Source organism: Peptoniphilus sp. (genome assembly GCF_022767005.1).
GTDB lineage: Bacteria > Bacillota > Clostridia > Tissierellales > Peptoniphilaceae > Peptoniphilus_A.
Genome location: NZ_JALEOV010000056.1, coordinates 1 through 21,891 on the forward strand (window position 1 = coordinate 1; position 21,891 = coordinate 21,891).

The 21,891-nt window shown below is 30.4% G+C and carries 22 protein-coding genes; 19 read left to right on the forward strand and 3 right to left on the reverse strand.

The genetic code is table 11. The features are described from left to right. The 11 genes from MR285_RS04470 to MR285_RS04520 form a co-directional block, all read left to right on the forward strand. Nucleotides 1-366: Hsp70 family protein (locus MR285_RS04470; RefSeq protein WP_293558443.1), on the forward strand; the 366-nt coding region annotated here is incomplete at its 5' end. A 162-nt stretch (nucleotides 367-528) separates the two neighbouring features. Then, nucleotides 529-1,659, forward strand: coding sequence for a molecular chaperone DnaJ (gene dnaJ / locus MR285_RS04475; RefSeq protein ID WP_293558445.1), 1,131 nt, complete (start codon nucleotides 529-531; stop codon nucleotides 1,657-1,659). A gap of 74 nt (nucleotides 1,660-1,733) precedes the next feature. Continuing rightward, nucleotides 1,734-2,636, forward strand: a complete 903-nt coding sequence (gene prmA / locus MR285_RS04480) for a 50S ribosomal protein L11 methyltransferase (protein ID WP_293558447.1) — start codon at nucleotides 1,734-1,736, stop codon at nucleotides 2,634-2,636. Next, nucleotides 2,629-3,318, forward strand: coding sequence for a 16S rRNA (uracil(1498)-N(3))-methyltransferase (locus tag MR285_RS04485; RefSeq protein WP_293558449.1), 690 nt, complete (start codon nucleotides 2,629-2,631; stop codon nucleotides 3,316-3,318). Before prmA ends, MR285_RS04485 begins: the two co-directional genes overlap by 8 nt. Beyond that, complete coding sequence (gene mtaB / locus MR285_RS04490; protein ID WP_293558451.1) at nucleotides 3,318-4,616, forward strand: tRNA (N(6)-L-threonylcarbamoyladenosine(37)-C(2))-methylthiotransferase MtaB; 1,299 nt, start codon at nucleotides 3,318-3,320, stop codon at nucleotides 4,614-4,616. Before MR285_RS04485 ends, mtaB begins: the two co-directional genes overlap by 1 nt. Further along, nucleotides 4,617-5,000: a DUF1284 domain-containing protein gene (locus MR285_RS04495; RefSeq protein WP_293558453.1), complete on the forward strand. Its 384-nt coding sequence runs from the start codon at nucleotides 4,617-4,619 to the stop codon at nucleotides 4,998-5,000. A 2-nt stretch (nucleotides 5,001-5,002) separates the two neighbouring features. Then, nucleotides 5,003-5,341, forward strand: coding sequence for a histidine triad nucleotide-binding protein (locus MR285_RS04500; protein WP_293558455.1), 339 nt, complete (start codon nucleotides 5,003-5,005; stop codon nucleotides 5,339-5,341). A 190-nt stretch (nucleotides 5,342-5,531) separates the two neighbouring features. Beyond that, nucleotides 5,532-6,383: a patatin family protein gene (locus tag MR285_RS04505; protein ID WP_293558457.1), complete on the forward strand. Its 852-nt coding sequence runs from the start codon at nucleotides 5,532-5,534 to the stop codon at nucleotides 6,381-6,383. A 13-nt stretch (nucleotides 6,384-6,396) separates the two neighbouring features. After that, nucleotides 6,397-7,146: a TVP38/TMEM64 family protein gene (locus MR285_RS04510; protein ID WP_293558459.1), complete on the forward strand. Its 750-nt coding sequence runs from the start codon at nucleotides 6,397-6,399 to the stop codon at nucleotides 7,144-7,146. Between the two features lie 88 nt (nucleotides 7,147-7,234). After that, nucleotides 7,235-7,414 (forward strand): 30S ribosomal protein S21, encoded by a 180-nt coding sequence (rpsU, locus tag MR285_RS04515; protein WP_005957648.1) that lies wholly within the window; start codon nucleotides 7,235-7,237, stop codon nucleotides 7,412-7,414. Nucleotides 7,415-7,427: 13 nt separating this feature from the next. Then, nucleotides 7,428-7,871, forward strand: coding sequence for a GatB/YqeY domain-containing protein (locus MR285_RS04520; RefSeq protein WP_293558465.1), 444 nt, complete (start codon nucleotides 7,428-7,430; stop codon nucleotides 7,869-7,871). 376 nt (nucleotides 7,872-8,247) lie between these two features. Here the strand turns inward: MR285_RS04520 and MR285_RS04525 are convergent, their stop codons facing one another. Further along, nucleotides 8,248-8,505 carry a DUF2007 domain-containing protein gene (locus MR285_RS04525; protein WP_293558467.1) on the reverse strand — a complete coding sequence of 86 codons (258 nt, stop codon included), beginning with the start codon at nucleotides 8,503-8,505 and terminating at the stop codon, nucleotides 8,248-8,250. A 159-nt stretch (nucleotides 8,506-8,664) separates the two neighbouring features. On the opposite strand from MR285_RS04525, the gene MR285_RS04530 reads away from it, so the two are divergent. Further along, entirely contained in the window at nucleotides 8,665-9,969 is a 1,305-nt protein-coding gene (locus tag MR285_RS04530; protein ID WP_293558469.1) for a sodium-dependent transporter, read from the forward strand. A 133-nt stretch (nucleotides 9,970-10,102) separates the two neighbouring features. Here MR285_RS04530 and rpsD read toward each other — a convergent pair whose 3' ends face one another. Next, nucleotides 10,103-10,699 carry a 30S ribosomal protein S4 gene (gene rpsD / locus MR285_RS04535; RefSeq protein ID WP_075658955.1) on the reverse strand — a complete coding sequence of 199 codons (597 nt, stop codon included), beginning with the start codon at nucleotides 10,697-10,699 and terminating at the stop codon, nucleotides 10,103-10,105. Between the two features lie 224 nt (nucleotides 10,700-10,923). On the opposite strand from rpsD, the gene MR285_RS04540 reads away from it, so the two are divergent. Continuing rightward, the gene (locus MR285_RS04540) at nucleotides 10,924-12,267 is read left to right on the forward strand and encodes an oxaloacetate decarboxylase subunit alpha (protein ID WP_293558472.1); all 1,344 of its coding nucleotides are present in this window, start codon (nucleotides 10,924-10,926) and stop codon (nucleotides 12,265-12,267) included. Between the two features lie 116 nt (nucleotides 12,268-12,383). Then, entirely contained in the window at nucleotides 12,384-13,631 is a 1,248-nt protein-coding gene (locus tag MR285_RS04545) for an aminopeptidase (protein WP_293558474.1), read from the forward strand. Between the two features lie 240 nt (nucleotides 13,632-13,871). Here the strand turns inward: MR285_RS04545 and lepB are convergent, their stop codons facing one another. Next, nucleotides 13,872-14,390, reverse strand: coding sequence for a signal peptidase I (gene lepB, locus MR285_RS04550; protein ID WP_293558475.1), 519 nt, complete (start codon nucleotides 14,388-14,390; stop codon nucleotides 13,872-13,874). Between the two features lie 184 nt (nucleotides 14,391-14,574). Here lepB and MR285_RS04555 point away from each other — a divergent pair, with 184 nt between their 5' ends. From MR285_RS04555 to MR285_RS04575, 5 genes are read left to right on the forward strand one after another with little or no spacing between them, the layout of a single operon-like run. Next, nucleotides 14,575-16,095, forward strand: coding sequence for a YifB family Mg chelatase-like AAA ATPase (locus MR285_RS04555; RefSeq protein WP_293558477.1), 1,521 nt, complete (start codon nucleotides 14,575-14,577; stop codon nucleotides 16,093-16,095). Further along, the gene (dprA, locus tag MR285_RS04560; protein WP_293558479.1) at nucleotides 16,096-17,175 is read left to right on the forward strand and encodes a DNA-processing protein DprA; all 1,080 of its coding nucleotides are present in this window, start codon (nucleotides 16,096-16,098) and stop codon (nucleotides 17,173-17,175) included. It abuts the gene before it with no gap. A 25-nt stretch (nucleotides 17,176-17,200) separates the two neighbouring features. After that, complete coding sequence (gene topA / locus MR285_RS04565) at nucleotides 17,201-19,282, forward strand: type I DNA topoisomerase (RefSeq protein ID WP_293558481.1); 2,082 nt, start codon at nucleotides 17,201-17,203, stop codon at nucleotides 19,280-19,282. Beyond that, the gene (locus MR285_RS04570) at nucleotides 19,269-20,717 is read left to right on the forward strand and encodes a GspE/PulE family protein (RefSeq protein WP_293558483.1); all 1,449 of its coding nucleotides are present in this window, start codon (nucleotides 19,269-19,271) and stop codon (nucleotides 20,715-20,717) included. Before topA ends, MR285_RS04570 begins: the two co-directional genes overlap by 14 nt. Continuing rightward, entirely contained in the window at nucleotides 20,714-21,883 is a 1,170-nt protein-coding gene (locus tag MR285_RS04575; protein WP_293558485.1) for a type II secretion system F family protein, read from the forward strand. The genes MR285_RS04570 and MR285_RS04575 overlap by 4 nt, the downstream gene beginning before the upstream one ends. Nucleotides 21,884-21,891 lie beyond the last annotated feature (8 nt).

Genomic DNA, 21,891 nt, shown 5'->3' on the forward strand with positions numbered 1-21,891 from the left:
GAAGCTGAAATGTACGCTCAAGAAGATGCTAAGAAGAAGGAATTAATTGAAGCAAAGAATAATGCTGACTCAATTATCTATCAATCTGAAAACACATTAAAAGATGTTGAAGGAAAAATTTCAGATGCTGATAAGACTAAGATTGAAGATGCAATCAAGAACCTTAAAGACGTAAAAGATGGCGAGGATCTTGAAGCAATTAAGTCTAAGACTGAAGAACTAACTCAAGCTTTCTATGCAATCTCTGAAGAAATTTATAAACAACAAGGTGCACAAGGACAAGCTGGCTCAGGAGCATCTGAAGCAAAACATGATGACGATGTAGTTGACGCAGACTACGAAGTTGTAGATGATGACGAAGAATAATAATTAAATAAAATTGTTGCAGTTTAGGCTGCAACTTTTTTTATGTTTAAAAGTTAATTTGTTATATTTTTAATAATTAATTTAGAGATTTTTAGCAAATTTTAAAATAAACTTTATTTTTTCAAGACTTTATATTAGAATGAAAAACTAATGAGGTGAAAGATGAGAAATTTTTATGAAATTCTTGAAGTTAAAAAAAATGCAACAAAAGAAGAATTGAAGAAATCTTATAAAAAGCTCGCGAAAAAGTATCACCCAGACCTAAATCCAGGAGACGAAGATGCAGAGGCAAAGTTCAAAGAAATTTCTTATGCCTATGAGGTTCTTTCTGATGACGAAAAAAGACAAATTTACGATGTCTACGGAGAAGAAGGTTTAAAAGGTAATGTTGGTGGTTCTGGTGCTGGCGGTTTTGGGGGATTCTCTGATATTTTTGACGATATTTTTGATATTTTTGGAGGTTCAAGATCCAATAGATATGAATATACAAATAGAAAGGACATACCAAAGAAGGGACCAGACACTAGAGTGGATGTAACTTTGGATTTTTTTGAAGCAATTTTTGGCGTTGAAAAAGAAATTACTGTAAAGGTAAAAGAAAAGTGTGAACATTGTAATGGAACTAAAATGGAACCGGGAACAGAAAAGCACAAGTGCGACAAGTGCAATGGAACTGGTCAAGTAACTTCAGAACAAAACACACCTTTTGGTAGATTTGTTAGGACTTCATCATGTGACAAGTGTAATGGAACTGGCGAAGTTATAGAGAAGCCATGTAAAAAATGTGGAGGCAAAGGTACAGTCTTAAAGAGTAAAAAATTAAAAGTAAATATTCCTAAGGGTGTAGACACTGGCAATATTATTTCGCTAAGAGGTCAGGGTTCTGTTGGTGAAAATGGCGGAGAAAATGGGGATGTCTTTGTCTACATTAGAGTAAGATCTGATGCAGTTTTCAAAAGAGAAGGCAATGACATTTATCTTGACATTCCAATTTCCTATCCAGATGCTGTCCTTGGAGCAAAGATAAAAGTTCCAACACTTAAAAAAATAGTAGATTATGATATACCTAAGGGCACAACTGGTGGAACTGTTTTTAGACTAAAAGGCGAAGGTGTTCCCTATGTAAATAGGGAAAATCAAAGAGGAGATTTATTCTTCAAAGTTAATATTATTATTCCAAAGAAAGTATCTGATGAGCAGAGAAAACTTTTGGAAGAATTAAGAGAAACTGAGCCAGAAGTTGAAGAAAATAAAAAATCATTTTTAGACAAGTTAAAGGATTTATTTGACTAATGCGGATCACTGATTCGCATTTTTTAAATTGTATAAAAATTTAAGGTAATATATAATGAATTCAGGTGATTAGATTGAAATACATTGAAATGACAATAGATACTTCAAAGGATAAAAAAGATTTAATAGAAGGCATTCTTTTTGACTATGGAATTTATAACTGTGAAGAAGTTTCCAGTGATTTATTTGAGGAGCTTGACCAAGATGAGAAAGATTGGGATTTTATAGATTATCCTCTTTTAAATTCAGATAAAAATGTTTTTGAAATAAAAGTTTATCCAGGAAATTTAGAAGATGCTAAAAAAATAAAAACAGAAATTGAAGATAAAAATTTAGGAAGCTTGACAATAGAAGAAAAAGACGACGAGGATTGGGCTAATAATTGGAAAAAATATTACAAACCTCTTGAAATCGGAGAAAGCTTAGCAGTAGTCCCTGAATGGGAAGAGTATGAAAGTGAAAGAAAAATTATAAAAATAAATCCAGGAATGGCATTTGGCACTGGAACTCACGAGTCCACTTATATGTGTCTTGAACTTTTGGAAAAATATGTGCGTGAAGATGACGAAATTTTTGACATTGGATGTGGTTCTGGCATACTTGCAATTGCAGCACTTAAACTTGGTGCAAAAAAAGCCCTCGCCATAGACATTGACGAGAAGTGCATTCAAGCATCTTATGAAAATGCAAAATTAAATGGTGTAGAAGATAAAATGGAAATCAAAAAGGGAAATCTTCTCGACATTGTAAAGGGAAGAGCAGATTTAATTGTTTCAAATATAATTGCAGAAATAATTGTAGATGAAATTAAAAATTTGAAAAACCACATGGATAATGGTGGAATTTTTATAACTTCAGGAATTATTAAAGAAAGAAGACAAATGGTAATTGATGCTCTAAAGGACAATGGATTTGAAATAGTAGATGAAATTGAAAAAAATGACTGGGTTGCCATTGTGGGAAAATTAAATGTATAGATTTTTTGAGGATAGAAAATTTGAAGGAAATACAAACTTAAAGGAGGAAACTCTTCATCATCTAAAAAATGTAATTAGAATTAATGACGGTGAAGAGTTTCAAGTTGTATTTGAAGACGGAATTTTTTCCTTTGCATATTTTGATGAAAAAATAAAAAAAATTGGCAGGGTAGAAGATTCAAATGAATCAAAGGTAAGACTTTCTTTATTTTTTGGTGTTTTAAAAAATAATAAATCAGAAGATGTGTTGCGTCACGCAACAGAAATAGGGGTTTGCGATTTTTATCCAGTTTTAATGGATAGGACAATTTCTGACCTTTCAAAAAAAGTAGACAAGAAAAAAGAAAGATTTCAAAAAATTGTGGAGTCTGCGGCAAAACAATCTAAGAGAGATATTATCCCAATAGTCCACGATATAATAAAGACTGATGATATTTTAAATTTTAAGGGAGACATAGTCCTTTGCTATGAAGATGAAAATAAAAATCAGCTTGGAGAAATTATATCAAATTTAGGCGACAATATAGGACTTGTAATTGGACCTGAAGGAGGAATATCGGATAGAGAACTTAAAGTTTTAAAGGATGCAAAAAAAGTTGGTCTTGGAAAGAGAATTTTGAGAGCAGAGACAGCTGCAATCACTGCATCTTTTTATATAATACATGCGAAGGAGTGTGAGTAATGGAAAAAACTTTTTCAATTTTAACTCTTGGCTGTAAAGTAAATCAATATGAATCAGAAGCTATGAGCGAAATTTTTGAAAAGAGAGGCTATAAACAAGTTGATAACGATGAATTTAGCGATGTGTACATTGTAAATACTTGCACAGTTACAAATTTATCAGATAGAAAATCAAGACAATTTATTAGAAAATCAAAAAAGAAAAATCCAGATTCTGTAATTGCAGTTGTGGGCTGTTATTCACAAGTAAGCCCAGAAGAAGTTAAAAACATTGATGGTGTAGATGTAGTAATTGGAACTACTGAAAGAGATAAAATTGTTGATTTAATAGAAGAGTCTAGGGAATCTCATAAAAAAATAAATATTGTAAAGGATTTAAAAAATATCCGTGAATTTGCAAATACTACAAACTTTGACAGCAACAACAGAACTCGTGCCTACATGAAGGTACAAGATGGATGCAATAGATTTTGCACTTATTGTATAATTCCCTTTGCGAGAGGTCCAATTAGGTCTAGAACAATTGAAGATTCAGTGAGAGAAGCAAAGACACTTGCTAATCGTGGCTTTAAAGAAATTGTCTTGACGGGAATTCATATTGGATCCTTTGGCATGGACATTGGCGATATTAGGTTAATAGATTTAATAGAAAGTATTGCAGAAGTTGATGGATTTGAGAGGATTAGACTTTCATCTGTTGAGCCAATAATTATTTCACACGATTTTATGAAAAGGGCAGTAAAGACTGGAAAGCTTTGTGATCACTTTCACTTGTCCTTGCAAAGTGGATCCAATAATATCCTAAGTGCAATGAACAGAAGATATACTAGAGAAGATTATATTGAGAAAGCAAATATTATTAGAGAATATATGCCAAATGCAGGTCTTACCACTGATATAATTGTGGGATTTCCTGGTGAGAGCGAAAAAGACTTTGAGGATTCTATGAATATAGTAAGGGAAGTCGGGTTTTCAAGAATTCACGTTTTCAAATATTCTAAGAGAAAGAATACAAAGGCAGCTGTAATGCCAAACCAAATTGATGGCAATTTAAAAAAAGAAAGGTCAGAAAAATTAATTGCTCTTGGAGAAAAGTATCAAGAAATTTTTGAAAGGGAAAATATGAAAAATTCTCAGTCGGTTTTATTTGAAGAAGAACATGATGGAGAGTATTATGGTTACACAACAAATTACATTAGAGTTAAGACAAAAAGTAATGTGAATTTAAAAAATAAAATAAAAAATGTAAAAATTTTAGACACTGGTGAAATTGCAAATTGTGAAATTATTGGTGATTAAATGTTAAAAATAAGGGCGCATCATTTACTTTGCACAGAAAACTTTGTGAACAAAGGTTATAGCGAAGACTTTTCAAAAAACATGAGTGAAGTTATAAAAAAATTAAGGGAAAATTCAGGGGTAAAATTAATAAAAGACTTAGATGATATTTGTAAACACTGCCCTGAAAATCTTGGAGATTACTGTAAAAGTAATGAAAAAGTAAAGAACTATGATGAGAAAGTTTTAAAAATTTTAAATTTAAGCTCAGATGAAAAATATTTTTGGAATGACATTAGAACTTTAACCTGTGATATAATATTTAGTAAAGATAGACGAGAGGAAATTTGCAAAGATTGTCAGTGGAATGAACTTTGCAAAGAAGTTGAAGCTATAAGGAGGTAGTAATGGACTGTTTATTTTGTAAAATAATAAGTGGAGAGATTCCTTCAGACAAAATTTATGAAGATGATCTTGTGTATGCTTTTAGAGACATAGACCCGCAAGCTCCAACGCATTTTTTAATTGTGCCAAAGGAACATATTGCATCAGCAGATGAACTTGAGGAAAGACACAAGGAATTAATAGGCCATGTATTTTTAGTTGCAAAAAAAATTTGTGCGGAAGAAGGACTTACTAAGGGATACAGAATTGTAAATAATTGCAAAGAAGATGGAGGTCAAAGTGTAGATCATCTTCATTTCCACGTACTAGGTGGACGAAGTTTACAGTGGCCACCGGGCTAATAATTAAATATAAGAGAGATTATGCTATGAGTTTTACTTGTAGCATTTTTTCAAAGACTTAATTAGTATTAAAAAATTTAAACATTCTTATGTCTTTGACCATACTAAGTTTAATAAATATATTATATACTATATATAAAAATAATAAATTTTTTAATACATTTTAATACATAAAGAAAGAAGATGAATTATGAAGTTAGGATTTGTAGATGTAGGCGGTGGAACTCGAGGAATTTATGGTGCAGGAGTTTTTGATTATTTGATGGAAGAAAACATTGGCGGAGATTATTTTATTGGTGTGTCAGCTGGTGCTGCTAATGGTGCTTCCTTTCTTGCAAAGCAACCTAGGAGAAATTTTGTATTTTACAATAATTATGCCTTTCGAAAAGAATATATGAGTTTTAAAAATTATCTAAGAACTGGATCATACATCGATTTAGATTATATCTATTCAGATCTCAGCGGTTCTAATGGGGAATATCCACTAGATTACAAAACACTAAAGGAAAATCCAATGGACTTCGAGATAGTTGCAACAGATGCTAGTACTGGAAAAGCAAAATATTTTAGCAAAAGCGATCTTACAATAGATAATTATGATCCAATAAAGGCGTCTTGTTGTGTGCCAGTTCTTTGTGAACCCTATGAAATAAAGGGAATTCCATATTTTGATGGAGGATTAAGCGATCCCATTCCATTTAAAAGAGCCTTTGATGCAGGATGTGACAAAGTAATCATAGTTCTTACAAGACCAAGAGATTATTTTAGAAAAGCAAGAAAGGATAAAAAATTTGTCAGGATTTTGAGAAAAAATTATCCAATAGCTGCAAAAGCTTTCGCAAGGAGGTCGCATATCTATAATGAAAGTTTGAGAGAAGCAATTGAACTTGAGAATAAAAATAAAGTTATAATTGTCGCTCCAGAATATATTGGTAATTTAAAAACTTTGACACAGGATCACGCACAGCTAGAAAATCTCTACGAAATGGGTAGAAGGGATGCAAAAAATATTCTTACTTTAGAAAATATTAATAGAAATTGAGTTGATAATTATTATGGGTAAATTCAAGTCAAAAATATATTCTATTAGAGATAATAATATAAAAAACAATAAAAATTTTAACGAAAAAGATGAAAATGTTAAAAGAAGATTTAGAAAAATTCAAATAGTTGCATTAATTTCTTTTATTTCCATTGTAATAGTTCTACTTTTAACACGTAGTGGAAATGTAAGCATAGAGAGTATTACAGAAAAATCTTTAGGCAATCCAAAGAAATCAATTATTTCTTTAATAAGTCTTTTTGCAGTAAAAAGTTTAACTATAATTATTCCTCTTCCATCACTATATGTTGCAAGTGGGATATTATTTGAACCAATAAAGGCGGTTTTAATAAGCTATTTGGGACTTGCAGTTACACTTACAATACCCTTTGTCCTTGGAAGGTGGTCTGGAACAGAAGAGATAGATTATATTAAAAAGAAATATCCAAAAATAGAAAAAGTAATTGAGATGCAAAATAAGAATGAATTTTTAGCAAGTTTTATTATACGATTAATTGGATGGTTTCCCTGCGATATATTGAGTTTTTATTTTGGTGCCTGCAAGACAAATTATTTAAAATACATAGTATCTTCACTTCTCGGTTCTTCAATAGGAGTAATAACTAACACATTACTTGGGGACGTAATACTAAATCCACTATCTTGGCAATTTATAATTATGCTAGTTGTAAAAATTTTGATATCATTAACAGTTTTAGGAATAACTTATTTACTAAACAAAGACAAAAATTTTAAAAACTAAAAATATTATTGAAATTTTGGGATTTATAGAGTATAATAAACCTACATTGGCCGTAAGGCTACTCTTTTCTACGAGAGGAGGTTAAAAAATGTCCGAAATCAGGGTTGGTGAAAACGAATCTTTAGACAATGCTCTTAAAAGATTCAAAAGACAATGTGCCACAAGTGGAGTTCTCAAAGAAGTAAGAAAGAGAGAACATTACGAAAAACCAAGTGTTAGAAGGAAGAAAAAATCCGAAGAGGCACGCAGAAAAAAACACAGATATTAAAGAGGGTGTTCTTATGTCTCTAAAAGAGAGACTCATGGCTGATTTAAAAGAAGCTATGAAAAGTAAAAATAAACTTCGAAAAGATGTTATCACCATGGTTCGTGCAGCTATTAAACAAAAAGAAGTAGATGAACGAGTTGAGCTCAATGATTCTGATATTGAAAATATCATTTCAAAACAGCTAAAAGAAAAAAAGTCGTCAATTGAAGAGTTTAAAAAGGGTAATAGAGAAGATTTAGTTAAGCAAACTAATGATGAAATCGAAATACTACTTGAATACTTACCTGAGCAATTATCAGATGAAGAATTAAAAGAAATTATAAAAAAAGTAATTGACGAAAATGAAATAACATCAATGAAGGATATTGGTAAATTAATGAAAATTGTAATGCCTTTAATTAAGGGCAAAGCAGATGGCAAACAAGTTAATGTTATTGCTAAAGAATTATTAAATTAAGGCTCGGGGATTCCCCGGGTTTTTATTTTTGTAAACTTTTAACATATAAATTATTCTCTGTTAATGTTTAGGTAATTAGAATTTAATTCAATAATTAAAAAGAATATATTTTTATTTTAAGTTGATTTAGTTTCAAGAATTTTGTGTTTTAGAGGGAAAATCATTTTATTAGCTATAAATTTTTGAGAGTTTAGTTTAGCTAAAATATAAAGCTAAAATAGATGTTAAAATTAACAGATGTTGAATTTTTTAAATAAAAACAAATTAATATAAGCGAAGCAGGAAATAGGAAAATATTAAATAGGAAAATATTATTGCAAAACGATAAAAAACTGATACATTTCATATAAGTCTTTATTGTTTTGCAATAAATAAATTAATCAAAGATCAAATCGTCATTGTCGTCATTATCATTCATAAAGTAAACTAAAAGTTCGTTGGCAGTATCAAAATCATTTTCTGAAACATAAATTCCCTTTTCGTAAAGTGAAAATCCAGAAATTAACCTCATATAATCGCCTTCGTCCTTTACAAAATAGGGAATGGAATTGTCTTCTAAGAAGGCACAAATTTCATCAAATAAGAGTTTATTGGTAGAAGTAACGAGTTTTACATATTCAATGTCTTTTTTCATAATATCACCTAATAAAATTATACCCTTAATTATAAAAAAGTAAATTTTATTGAAATAATTTATTAAATTTAGTAGAAAACAATACTTTAACGCTTTTATCTATTTAAAAAATATTAATTTTGTGATAGTATTTCTAGTATACAAAAAAAGGAGGAGTGTATGTCAAAGCAAAATGAAGGATTTTCATCGATCCTTGGATTTATTATGGTTGCCATTGGCCTTGCCCTTGGAATAGGAACTCTCTGGAGATTTCCTTATGTAGTTGGCGAAAATGGTGGAGCAATTTTTATATTTTTATATATTTTAATTATTTTAGTAATAGGAATTCCTCTTATGACTTGTGAGGTTACCATAGGTTATGCAACGGGAAACGCAGCAATAGATGCCTATAAGACTCTTAAACCAAATACTAAATGGTACTTGTCAGGATATCTTCACACACTTGCAGCATTAATTATAGTGGGATATACTTCAGTTATTTATGCATGGATTATAAAATATATTGCTGGAGCTATAAGTGGAGATTTCGTTGGACTTACAAGCGAAGGTATACAAAATTATTTTGATACTTTTAATGCAAATAAACCAATAGTATTTTTGTTTTTCTTAATTAACTTCCTATTAAATGACGCAGTAATTATTTTGGGAGTTCAAAAGGGAATTGAAAGAGTTTCAAAAATTTTAATTCCAATTTTATTTGTAATTATGGTTGTAATAATAATCTTTGGATTAAGACTTCCTGGTGCAATTGATGGCGTTAAGTTTTTATTTAAACCAGATTTTTCTAAATTCTCAATGAATTCAGTTATTGTATGTCTAGGTCAGGCGTTTTTTGCACTTGGTCTTGCAATGTTAGGTTCCATGGTTTTTGGATCTTATATTAAGGAAAAAGACGAAAATATTTTTAAGGATTCATCAGTAATATGTCTTGCACTTGTATTTGCAGGAATTTTATCTGGACTTATGATTCTTCCAATTGTATTTGCTACTGGACTTACACCGGGAGAAGGAGTTGGACTTACATTTTTGACTCTTCCACTTGCCTTTAATGTGGTGCCTTTTGGTAGGGTGCTTTCAATTTTGTTTTACTTTGGATTTTACATTGCAGCTTTCACTTCATCTGTTGGCGTATTAGAAGCAATCGTTGGACAATTTATGGAGAGATTTAAGTTAGATAGAATAAAAGCATTGATATTAGCGAGTGTTATTATAATTGGAATTGCAGCATTATCTACTTTCTATGACCCAGCCTTTGCATTCATAGACAATGTGGAAAGTAATTACATTTTAGTAATTGGATGTCTTCTAATTGCACTTTTTTCTGCAAGAGCGTGGAAAATGGAAAATTTACTTGAAGCAGCAAATATAAAAAGTCCCTTCGTAAGAATGTGGATGAATGTAAGTATAAAGTATATTTCACCAATTGTTATTGTAATTATTTTCTTTAGTCAATTTATAAAATAAAACTTGTGTACTCTTGTCACAAATTCTATAAAAAAGCCGAGCATACGTTCGGCTTTTACTTATATATGTAAGTTTTTTAAAAAAGAAAAGTTTACAATAAAAAAGACCCTTTGAGGGGTCTTCTTCGTTGTCATTACATATTCTTTGAATAAAATTCAACGATTAATTGGTCTTCAATTTCTATTGGAATATCTTCTCTATTAGGTAGAGAAACTAAAGTTGCTTTAAAGTCTTCGTCCTTAGAAATATAAGGATAGTTTACAACAATGTTAGTGTTGTAGTTTTCTTTAAATAAATCAACTTTTCTTCCCTTAGCAGATAATGCAATTACATCAGATGCTTCACATCTGTAAGAAGGAATATTTACTTTCTTTCCATTTACAGTTAAGTGACCATGAGTAACCATTTGTCTTGCTTGTCTAATTGAAGATGCAAAGCCCATTCTGTAACATAAATTATCAAGTCTTCTTTCAAGAAATGTTACTAAGTTAGGACCAGTTTGACCTTGAGTTCTTTGAGCTTCTTTGAATAGATTAACAAATTGTCTTTCAAGTACACCGTAGTATGCTCTAAGTCTTTGTTTTTCTAAAAGTTGCTTACCATATTCAGTAAGTTTTTTATCACTTCTTGCAGTACCCTTTGTTGCTCTTTTCATTGCCTTTGGGTGACCACATACATTTAGTCCAAGTCTTCTTGATTGCTTGAACTTTGGATCCATCATTTTTGCCATTTTTATCAAACTCCTATAAATTTTCGCCGCGATAATTTATAAGCCGATAGCATTATACTAGAAATAGAGGTTTTTGTAAAGAAAAAAATAGAAATCAGAAAACTTTATAATCTGACAAAAATAATTTGTGAGGAAAGCATTTATTTAATGAAATTTTTAAATAAATTATGTTATACTAAAAATATAAATAAGAGATATCTTTCGATTAATTATTAGGAGGATTTATGAAAAAAATTGAATTTGTCGATACTATTCTTCGCGATGCTCATCAATCATTAATGGCAACGAGAATGACTTATAAGGATATGGAACCTGCACTTGATAAGCTTGATAAAGTTGGATACAAGGCTCTCGAATGTTGGGGAGGAGCGACTTTTGATTCATGTATAAGATATTTAGATGAAGATCCATGGGAAAGAATTAGAAATATTAAATCTCATTTAAAAAATACAAAGACTCAAATGCTTCTTAGAGGTCAAAATCTTTTGGGATATAAAAATTATCCTGATGATGTTGTAGAAAAGTTTGTTGAACTTTCTGTTAAAAACGGTGTGGATATTATTAGAATTTTTGACGCATTAAATGACCTCAGAAATATTGAAACTTCACTTAAAGCAGCTAAAAAAGCTGGTGCAGAGGCACAGGTTGCAATTTGTTACACTACATCAGAAATTCATACAATAGAATATTTTACAAATCTTGCCAAAAATGTTCAAGAAATGGGCGCAGATTCAATAGCAATTAAAGATATGGCGGGAATATTGACTCCACCAACATCAAGAGATTTAGTTAAGTCACTTAGAAAAGTAATTGATATACCAATAGAACTTCACACTCACGAAACTACTGGATGTGGTTCTATGACTTATCTTAAAGGTGTTGAAGAAGGTGCAGATATTTTAGACACTGCCCTTTCACCATTCTCTGGCGGAACAAGTCAGCCTCCAACAGAAACTCTTGCGATAATTTTAAAGGAAGCTGGATATAAGGTTGACCTAAACTTAGATATTTTAAATGAGCTTGCACCTTATTTCCAAGAAGTTAAAAATAAATATTTAAATAATGGAACTTTGAGAGTGAAAATGCTTACAGTTGATCCAAAGGGACTTATATATCAAGTGCCTGGTGGTATGCTTTCAAATTTAAACTCACAGCTTTCTGCTGCAAAGCAAGAGCATTTATTTGAAAAAGTTCTTGCAGAAGTGCCAAATGTTAGAAAAGACATGGGTTATCCGCCACTAGTTACTCCAATGAGTCAAATGGTAGGAACTCAGGCATCCTTTAATGTTATGACTGGAAAGAGATATAAAATGGTTCCAAATGAAATCAAGGATTATTTAAAGGGACTTTATGGAAAAACTCCAGTTGAAGTGGACGAAACTTTTAGAAAATCTATAATAGGCGATGCTGAAGTAATTACAGATAGACCTGCAAATCATTTAGAGCCAGCTCTAAATAAATATAAGGCTGAAGTTGGAGATCTTGCAAAATGTGAAGAAGATGTTTTAACTTACGCATTATTCCCACAAGTTGCAAAGGACTTTTTGGCAAAAAAATATAGCAAATAACCTAAATACTATTGGACTATTGGTAAATCCAATAGTATTTTTTTGCAAATAAAAACATTTTGTTGTATTATTTTTTTAGATGATAAACATTATATATAAATTGAAAGGAAGATAATATGGATTATAAAAATTTCGTTGTTAATGATTATATAGAAACTTATGCAGAATTAATTTTAAAGATTGGATTAAAGATCAAAAAGGGCGACAGACTTGTAGTGAGATGTCCAATAGAAGCTAGAGATTTTGCTATCACTTGCACAAAAAAGGCTTATGAACTTGGAGCCATAGAAGTTGTAATGGATTATAGAGATCCAATAATTTCTAAGTTAAAATACGAAAACGAAAGCGTGGAAGTTTTAACTGATATACCAAAACATAGAGTAGATAAAGAAAATTATTACATGGGAAAAAAGGCAAAATATCTTTCTATAACTGGATCTGACCCAGATGTTTTTAAGGGAATTGACTCTGAAAAATTATTCAAGGCAAATCTTGCAACGTCAAAGGCATTAAAGGACTTTTCTGCTAAAATGATGGCAAATTATGTGTCATGGATAGTTGTTGGAGCAAGTATTCCATCATGGGCTACAAAAGTTTTTCCTGAATTAAGTGAAGATGAAGCTGTGAGAAAATTGTGGTTTGAAATTTTTAATTCTGTAAGACTTTTCGAAGAAGATCCAGAGAAAGCTCTTGAAAATCATGTAAATAATTTGAATAAATACAGTGCATTTTTAAATGAAAATAAATTTGAAAAACTTATTTACAAATCAGAAAAGGGAACTGACCTTGAAGTTTGTCTTCCTAAGGGATATATTTTCGCAGGAGCTGGAGATGTAAATAGCGATGGCGAAGAATTTATTGCAAATATGCCAAGCGAAGAAGTTTTTTCTGCACCAAGACTTGATGGAGTAAATGGAAAAGTTTATTCAACAATGCCACTTAATTACAATGGAAATTTAATTGAAGACTTTTATTTAGTTTTTAAAGACGGAGAAGTAATTGATTACGACGCTAAAAGTGGAAGAGAATATTTAAAAAATATAATTGAAACAGACCAAGGTTCAAAGAGACTTGGAGAAGTAGCACTTGTTTCACACAACACGCCAATTTCTATGAGGAAAGTTTTATTTTACAACACACTTTACGATGAAAATGCATCCTGCCATTTCGCCCTTGGCAAATCATATCCAAGTTGTATAGAAAATGGCGAAAAACTTACAATTGAAGAATTAAAAGAAAGAGGCATGAACGATTCATTAACGCATGTGGACTTCATGGTTGGCGACGCAAGTACAGAAATAGTTGGCGTAAAGGAAAATGGAGAAAAAGTACAAATCTTTAAGGATGGAAATTTTGTAATATAATAAACAAGGTGATGCTGCATAATAGATATTCTATTTTGCTCATCACTTTTTTATTAAGTATTTGTATTAGCATTATCTTTTTTGATTGATAATTGTAAAATTGAATGAGGTACTAAATAAAAACAAAAACTCATATTAACTAACTCTGTGTAAAATTTAATAACAAAGATACAGAGATCGGTTAATATGAGCTATAAACATTTTCGCCTTATAAGTAAAAAAATTTTTGATTACATCAAATTAATTTTCATTTATAAATTTTTTAGAATTAAGAGGGAAAATTCTAAAAAAAGGCTTAGAAGCCACAGTATTTGTTTTTATAGGTCCAAAATTTCTCGAATCATAGGAGCCATTTAAAGTTCTATTATCCCCGAGGACAAATAATTCATCGTCATTAAGTGAAAAAATTTCTTTATCTGAGTATGTATATGAACCATCTACTAAATAATATTCATTTAAGCGATTTCCATTTACATAAACAGAGCCACCTATTATTTCTATTTTGTCCTTTGGAAGCCCAATAATTCTTTTGATGAGTAGCTTATTTTCATCCTTAGATTTAAAAACTATAATATCACCTCTTTTGTATTCTTTTTTAAATTTATAAAAAGAACTAGATAATATTACATCTTTTGGATGAAGAGTTGGATACATAGATGTTTGATTTACTATTACTACATTAAATACAAAGAATCTGAGAAATAACGCCAATAAGAAGGCAAATAATATTATTTTAAAATTATGATAGTACTTTTTCATTTTATCTCAATAAAACACCTCTATTTAAATTGTAATAAATAAATAATTAGAAGTCAATTTAAAACACCTCATCTTTAACCATTAATAAAAGGGAAATAATTAATAAAAATGGAAATATTATGAAAGTATTTTCATAAAACATGGTAGAATATAATTAATTAATAGATTAAAAATAGGAGGAAATATGTATTCTTGCACAAAAACTTGCACTTTGACTGGGCTCAATGGATATCCAGTTGATGTTGAAGTTGATCTTTCAAATGGAATGCCAAAAATTATACTAGTAGGACTTGCTGACACTGCAGTAAAAGAATCCACAGAGAGAGTAAAATCGGCAATTAAAAATTCTGGCTACGACTTTCCAAAAAAGAGAATTACAATAAATTTAGCTCCTGCTAATTTGAGAAAAGATGGAACACAACTTGACCTTGCAATTGCGGTGAGTCTTTTAAGTTGTGATGAGAATTTAGAGCTCGACTACAGTCCTTACATATATATGGGTGAACTTGCGCTTGATGGCAAAATAAATAAAATTCAGGGAGCACTTCCCATGATAATTTCAATGCGTGAAAAGGGCTACAAGAAATTTATAGTGCCTTATGAAAATAGAAAAGAATGTGTAATAGTTAGCGATGTTGAAATTTATCCAGTAAAAACTTTAGAAGAAGTAGTTTCATTTTTAAGAGGAGAAATTAAAATTGAAAGATGTGTTGGAAGTTTTACTAGGGAAAAAGTTTCTTATGAAGTAGATTTTTCTGACATAAAGGGACAGGAAAATTTAAAGAGAGCACTTGAAATTTCTGCCTGTGCAAAATCAAATATTTTAATTTTAGGTTCACCTGGTTCTGGAAAGACAATGGCGGCAAAGAGATTTCCAACTATTTTGCCAGAGCTTGACTTTGAAGAAGCAATAGAAGTAACAAAAATTTATTCAATTTCAGGACTTTTAGATGACAATGCACTTATAACAAAGCCACCTTTTAGAGCTCCTCACCACACTGCATCTGCAGTATCATTAATTGGTGGAGGAAAAATTCCAAAACCAGGAGAAATTTCTCTTGCAAATAAAGGAGTATTATTTTTAGATGAGTTGCCAGAGTTTTCAAAATCAGTTTTAGAAGTGTTGCGTCAACCAATGGAATCAAAGGATATAATAATATCTCGTGCAAATGCCAGCGTTAGATATCCTGCAGATTTTCAACTAATTGTGGCATTAAATCCTTGCCCATGTGGTTATCACAATTCAAAGACTCATGAGTGTAATTGCTCGCCATATGAAATACAGAGGTATCTTTCAAAAATTTCTCATCCTCTACTCGATAGAATTGATATTCATTTAGAAGTTCCTGAAGTTAAGTATAAGGAAATATCTTCTGAAAGGTCAGGCGAAAGTTCTGAAGTCATAAGGGAAAGAGTAAAGTATGTTAGAGAAATTCAAAGAGATAGATTTAAAGACGAGTCTTTCAAATACAATTCAGAAATTCCTGAGGATAAATTAAAAAAATACTGTGCGCTAGATAGTAATTCGGAAAAAATATTAGAACTTGCTTTTAAAAAATATGGTATGAGTGCAAGGACTTACAATAAAATTTTAAAAATTTCAAGGACTATTTCAGACATGGATGGTTGCGAAAATATTAAAGAGGATCATGTTTTGGAAAGTATACAGTATAGAACTATGGACAAAAAGTTTTGGGGTAATTAAATGGAGAAAAGAGATTTACTAATTTTTTTAAATGGAATAAATTTTTCTAGCGAAAATTCTTTAAAGATTTTGAATTATTTAATGGACAATAATATTCCAATTGAAGATTTTGATAAAATTGATTTTTTTGAAGAAAAAGTTCTTTCAAAGAGAAGTTTCGACAGATTAATGGAAAAAGCCCCAGAGTTTGAATTAATTATTGATAAAGTCAAGGAGAAAATCACCTCAATTGGAGTTAAAATTATTACAATTTTAGATGATGAATTTCCAGAATCTCTTAGATACATAATAGATCCACCTTCAGTTTTATATGTAAAGGGGAATTTAAAAATATATAATCCAATTGCCTTTGTTGGTGCAAGAAGTCATTCTTCTTATGGCAATATGGCTGTAAATAAAATAATTGATGCCATAAGCAGTTTTGATTTTACAATTGTAAGTGGGATGGCTTATGGAATTGATTCACTCTCACATAAAAGAGCATTGCAAAACAATTTAAATACAATCGCAGTTTTGGGTACGGGAATTGATGTAATTTATCCAAAGTCAAACAAGGCATTATATGAAGAAATTTCAAAAAAAGGTGCAATAATTAGCGAATTTGCTTTGGGGACAGGTGCGAATAAATTTACCTTTCCAATGAGAAATAGAATTATATCAGGTCTTTCAAAAGCCGTTGTAGTGGTAGAGGCAAAGGATAAAAGTGGAAGTTTAATAACTGCAAGACTTGCTGCAGAACAGGGAAAAGAAGTTTTTGCAGTCCCAGGTAATATTACTTCAATTTATTCTGTTGGAACAAATAAGTTAATTCGCGATGGTGCAATTCCTCTAGTTGAAGTAAAGGATATTTTAGATTATTATCCAGATCTAAATAAAAATAAAATTCACGAAGAAAATGTTGAAATGGATGCAGAAGAATTAGCTGTGTATAATTTAATTCAAAGGGGAATAAATAACACTAACGACATTTGCAATAATTTAGATAATGAGGTATTTTATATAAACAAGATATTGACAAAATTGGAACTTAGAGGCATTATAGAAAAAATTTCTATGAATGAATTTCAAATTTTAAAATAGATTTTAGGAAGAGGGAGATGGTATTTTGGCAAAAAATCTAGTAATTGTCGAGTCACCAACTAAGGCAAAGACAATAAAAAAAATGCTTGGAACAAATTATAAAGTAATTGCATCAGTTGGTCACGTTAGAGATTTACCAAAATCAAAGCTTGGTATAGATATAGAAAATAATTTTGAACCACAGTATATGAACATATATGGCAAGGGACCTCTTATTAAGGAAATTAAATCTGAGGCTAAAAAGGCTGACAAAATAATTCTTGCAACCGACCCCGATAGAGAGGGAGAAGCAATTTCTTGGCACCTTTCATATATTTTGAAAATGGATCCAGATGACAAGAATAGAGTTACCTTTAATGAAATAACTAAGGACACTGTAAAAAGAGAAATTAAAAATCCAAGGGCAATTGACATGAATCTTGTGGATGCTCAACAAGCGAGGCGTGAATTAGATAGGCTTGCAGGTTATCAAATTTCTCCATTATTGTGGAAAAAAGTAAAGGCTGGTCTTTCTGCTGGAAGAGTCCAATCTGCAGTTTTAAAATTAATATGCGACAGAGAAGAGGAGATAAATAATTTTATTCCTGAAGAGTACTGGACTATTCAAGCAGATTTAAGAGTTGGAAGAAAAAAACTTTTAGCTGATTATTATGGAATAAAAGAAAGTGGAAAAGCTAAAAAAGTTGAATTAAAATCAGAAGATGATGCAAATAATGTACTTAAAAATATTGATAAGGAAAATTTTATTGTTGATTCTGTAAAGAAGGGAAAGAGAGCAAGGAAGTCTCCAAATCCTTTCACAACTTCAACTATGCAACAAGACAGCTCAAGGAGAATAAATTTTTCAACAAAAAAAACTATGATGGTAGCTCAAAGACTTTACGAAGGAATAAAACTTCCAAAAGAAGGTTCAGTAGGTCTTATAACTTATATGAGAACGGACTCTACGAGAATTTCTGCTGAAGCACAAAATGCCTGCCTCAATTTTATAGAAAATAATTATGGAAAAGAATATTTAGGGAAAAAGCACGCACCGAGTAAAAAGAAAAATGAAAATATTCAAGATGCTCACGAGTGTATTAGACCTACTGATGTTACAAAAACACCATATTCTATTAAGGACTCTCTATCAAAGGATGAGTTTAAATTATATTCATTAATTTGGAGTAGGTTTGTAGCATCGCTAATGGCAGATGCTGTTTATGACACAGTTTCCGTAGATATTCTTTCAAAAGCTCAATTATTTAAAGTTGCAGGTTCAATTTTATCTTTTGATGGTTTTTTAAGAGTCTATAACTATTCAAATGAAAAAAATACAGAAATTCCACTGCTTGAAGAAGGACAAATTTTAAAATTAAAAGAGATAAACAAGGAACAACATTTTACAAATCCGCCTCCAAGATACAATGAAGCATCGCTAATAAAAGAACTTGAAGCCTTGGGAATAGGGAGGCCTTCAACTTATTCACCTACTATTTCAACTCTTCAAAGTAGATACTATGTAGTTCTTGAAGAGAAAAAATTTGTACCAACAGAATTGGGACAAACAGTAAATGAAATTCTAGTTGAAAATTTTAAAAATTTAGTAGATAAAAAATTCACTGCAGAAATGGAATTTGAATTAGACGAAATTGCTGCAGGTAAAAAACAATGGAAAGAGTTAGTTAGATCCTTTTATGATGGTTTAAAAAAGGATTTAGACAAAGCTTATGAAAATATAGAAAAAGTTGAAATAGAAGATGAAGTCTCTGATGAAATCTGCGAAAAATGTGGACGAAACATGGTTATAAAAATGGGAAGATATGGAAAGTTTTTGGCTTGTCCAGGTTTTCCAGAGTGTAGAAATACTAAGTCACTTGTAGAAAAAATTGGCGTTAAATGTCCAGAATGTGGCAAGGGAGAAATTGTGGTTAAAAGAAGTAAAAAGGGAAGAATTTTTTACGGATGCGACCAATATCCTAAGTGCGAATTTGTATCTTGGAATAAACCTATAAACGAAAGATGTCCAAAATGCAATAGTATTTTAACAGAGATGAAATCCAAAGGTAAAAAGATAATCAAGTGTAGCAATAATACTTGCGATTATAGGAGAGATGAAAGTGAGTAATTTTTCTTTTGATATTAAAAGTATATTTGGCGAAAATTATTGCCGAAAGAATTTCGTTGCTCCAGCAAGAGAAGAAGGGGACATAGTTGTCTTCTACTCTTTAAATATTGACGAAATTTTAAAATACAATCTTCAAGAAAAATTGCATAGGAAAGTAATTTTAGAGGAAAGTTCTAAGGATAAAATTTTAAGTGAATTAGATAAAATATATAGAGATGAGAAAAAAGATTTTCTAATAGAAGATATTAATTCAAGTTATGAGGATTTGTCAACAAGTAATATCGACGAAAAGGAAGATTCTCCTGCGGTTAGACTTTTAAACTATATTTTAAGGGAAAGTGTAGAAAGAAATGCCAGTGATATTCATATTGAGCCAAGATTTGAAAATATTATCGTTAGAATAAGAATTGACGGTGCATTAAATACATTAATTGAGCTTCCAAAAAAGATTTATCCTCATCTTGTAACTAGAATAAAAATTCTTTCAGAATTAGATATTTCAGAAAAAAGACTTCCTCAAGATGGTAGATTTAGTTTTAACTTTAATGGTGAAAAGATAGACATTAGAGTTGCTACGACACCTACGGGGACTGGTGAAAAAATAGTTTTAAGAATTTTAGACATTCAAAGAATTTCTTACACACCAGAAGGAATAGGTCTTGTGGGTGAAAATTATAAAAAAGTAATAAACTTAATTAGTCAGCCTTCGGGATTAATTTTAATTTGTGGGCCAACATCTTCGGGCAAGACGTCGACACTTTATACGCTTTTGCGAAAAATACAAGATGAAGACATAAATATTATGACAATTGAAGACCCTATTGAATATAAAATTGATGGGATAAACCAAATCGAAGTAAATCAAAACACTGGGCTTTCCTTTGAAAGGGGATTAAAAGCTATACTGAGAATGGACCCTGATAAAATAATGATTGGTGAAATTAGAAATGAAGATACAGCTCATATTGCAATTTCATCCTCAATTACGGGGCACTTAGTTTTGTCTACTCTTCACACTGAAAATTCTCCAGCATCAATAGGAAGGCTTATTGACATGGGAATTGAGCCCTATTTGATTTCTGCTGGTTTAATTGGTGTAATTTCACAAAGACTTATAAGAAAATTATGTCCTCATTGTAGAGAAAAAATAAAAAACACAAGTCCACTTATTAACAATGAATTTATATATAGAGCAAGGGGTTGTGAAAAGTGCAATGGCGGTTACAGTGGAAGAATAGCGGTCTTTGAAATTATGATTATAGATAGTGAAATTCGCGAAATGATAAGTAGACGTGAAAGTATAAAAAACATTAAAAATTTAGCAATAGAAAAGGGTATGAATACCTTGTCAAGTGAGATTTTAAGTTTAATAAAAAAAGGGGAAACAACTTTTGAGGAGTATTTTAAACACATAAATACTGTTGGGGAATTATGATTTATAAGTATAAGGCCTTTAGAGGTAGTGAAAAAATCAAGGGAAGTATTGATGCAGCAAGTATTAAAGATGCCAAGCTAAAATTAAAAAGAGAAGGACTTCGACCAATAAAAATTGAAGAAAATATTGAATCAAGCAATTCCTTTGATTTTAAAAGAAAGCTTAAAAATGAAGATCTTTACATTTTATTTAGACAACTTGCTCTATTAATAAATTCAGGAATTAATATTGAAAATGCCTTTGAAATTTTAATCTGTGAATTTTCTGAAGATAAGAGTAAAATATTAAGTAATATAAGGGATAATCTCAGAAGCGGAGTTTCTCTATCTGAATCTATGGAAAAAACTCACGCTTTTCCAAATCTTGTCATTAACATGATATATGTTGGAGAAAACACATCAAGTCTTGGCAAAATTTTTAACAGTTTGTCAAATTATTACATAAAAAAGAGAGAGACAAACTCAAAAATCATTGAAGCCTTGGCTTATCCAATTATCCTTTTGATTACTTCAATTTTTGTAATAAATTTTTTGATTATTAATGTAATACCAAACTTTAGTGAAATTTTTAGTTCAAATGATAATTTATTGCCACTTCCAACAAGAATTTTATTAAATATTTCAAATTTTATGTATATAAATTATATTTACATAATTTTAATTTTATTATTTTTAATAGTTTTTACATTAATATATCACAGAAAAAATCCGAGAACCTTTCACAAACTGTTCTTGAAATCAAAATATTATAGAATGACAAAGAGTTTAAAATTTACATTTAACATGGATCTACTTCTTGGTGCAGGACTTACAATTGATAGAAGTCTTGAAATTCATTTGAATATGGAAAACAATGTCGTACTAAAAAGTAAATTTTTAGAAATTTTAAAAAATATAAAATCTGGAGAGTCTTTTTATAATAGCGCTGCTAAAATAAATGTATTTCCAAAGATTCTAATTTCAATGATTCATGTTGGAGAAGAATCTTCAAACTTAAAAGAAGTTTTTAGAGTGATGTCTGGATTTTATGACGAAGAATTAAATAACTACAACAAGAAATTTTTAGGGATTCTCGGACCAATTTTAATAATAATTATGGCATTGATAATTGGATTCATAGTGTTATCAATTGCACTACCAGTTTTCGATATGGTAAATCAATTTTAGGAGGGTTA

Excerpts from the sequence above, each read along its gene's own strand:
- dnaJ (WP_293558445.1), top strand. The coding sequence starts at position 529 with ATGAGAAATTTTTATGAAATTCTTGAAGTTAAAAAAAATGCAACAAAA.
- MR285_RS04485 (WP_293558449.1), top strand. The coding sequence starts at position 2,629 with ATGTATAGATTTTTTGAGGATAGAAAATTTGAAGGAAATACAAACTTA.
- mtaB (WP_293558451.1), top strand. The coding sequence starts at position 3,318 with ATGGAAAAAACTTTTTCAATTTTAACTCTTGGCTGTAAAGTAAATCAA.
- MR285_RS04495 (WP_293558453.1), top strand. The coding sequence starts at position 4,617 with ATGTTAAAAATAAGGGCGCATCATTTACTTTGCACAGAAAACTTTGTG.
- MR285_RS04500 (WP_293558455.1), top strand. The coding sequence starts at position 5,003 with ATGGACTGTTTATTTTGTAAAATAATAAGTGGAGAGATTCCTTCAGAC.
- MR285_RS04505 (WP_293558457.1), top strand. The coding sequence starts at position 5,532 with ATGAAGTTAGGATTTGTAGATGTAGGCGGTGGAACTCGAGGAATTTAT.
- MR285_RS04510 (WP_293558459.1), top strand. The coding sequence starts at position 6,397 with ATGGGTAAATTCAAGTCAAAAATATATTCTATTAGAGATAATAATATA.
- rpsU (WP_005957648.1), top strand. The coding sequence starts at position 7,235 with ATGTCCGAAATCAGGGTTGGTGAAAACGAATCTTTAGACAATGCTCTT.
- MR285_RS04520 (WP_293558465.1), top strand. The coding sequence starts at position 7,428 with ATGTCTCTAAAAGAGAGACTCATGGCTGATTTAAAAGAAGCTATGAAA.
- MR285_RS04525 (WP_293558467.1), bottom strand. The coding sequence starts at position 8,505 with ATGAAAAAAGACATTGAATATGTAAAACTCGTTACTTCTACCAATAAA.
- MR285_RS04530 (WP_293558469.1), top strand. The coding sequence starts at position 8,665 with ATGTCAAAGCAAAATGAAGGATTTTCATCGATCCTTGGATTTATTATG.
- rpsD (WP_075658955.1), bottom strand. The coding sequence starts at position 10,699 with ATGGCAAAAATGATGGATCCAAAGTTCAAGCAATCAAGAAGACTTGGA.
- MR285_RS04540 (WP_293558472.1), top strand. The coding sequence starts at position 10,924 with ATGAAAAAAATTGAATTTGTCGATACTATTCTTCGCGATGCTCATCAA.
- MR285_RS04545 (WP_293558474.1), top strand. The coding sequence starts at position 12,384 with ATGGATTATAAAAATTTCGTTGTTAATGATTATATAGAAACTTATGCA.
- lepB (WP_293558475.1), bottom strand. The coding sequence starts at position 14,390 with ATGAAAAAGTACTATCATAATTTTAAAATAATATTATTTGCCTTCTTA.
- MR285_RS04555 (WP_293558477.1), top strand. The coding sequence starts at position 14,575 with ATGTATTCTTGCACAAAAACTTGCACTTTGACTGGGCTCAATGGATAT.
- dprA (WP_293558479.1), top strand. The coding sequence starts at position 16,096 with ATGGAGAAAAGAGATTTACTAATTTTTTTAAATGGAATAAATTTTTCT.
- MR285_RS04570 (WP_293558483.1), top strand. The coding sequence starts at position 19,269 with ATGAAAGTGAGTAATTTTTCTTTTGATATTAAAAGTATATTTGGCGAA.
- MR285_RS04575 (WP_293558485.1), top strand. The coding sequence starts at position 20,714 with ATGATTTATAAGTATAAGGCCTTTAGAGGTAGTGAAAAAATCAAGGGA.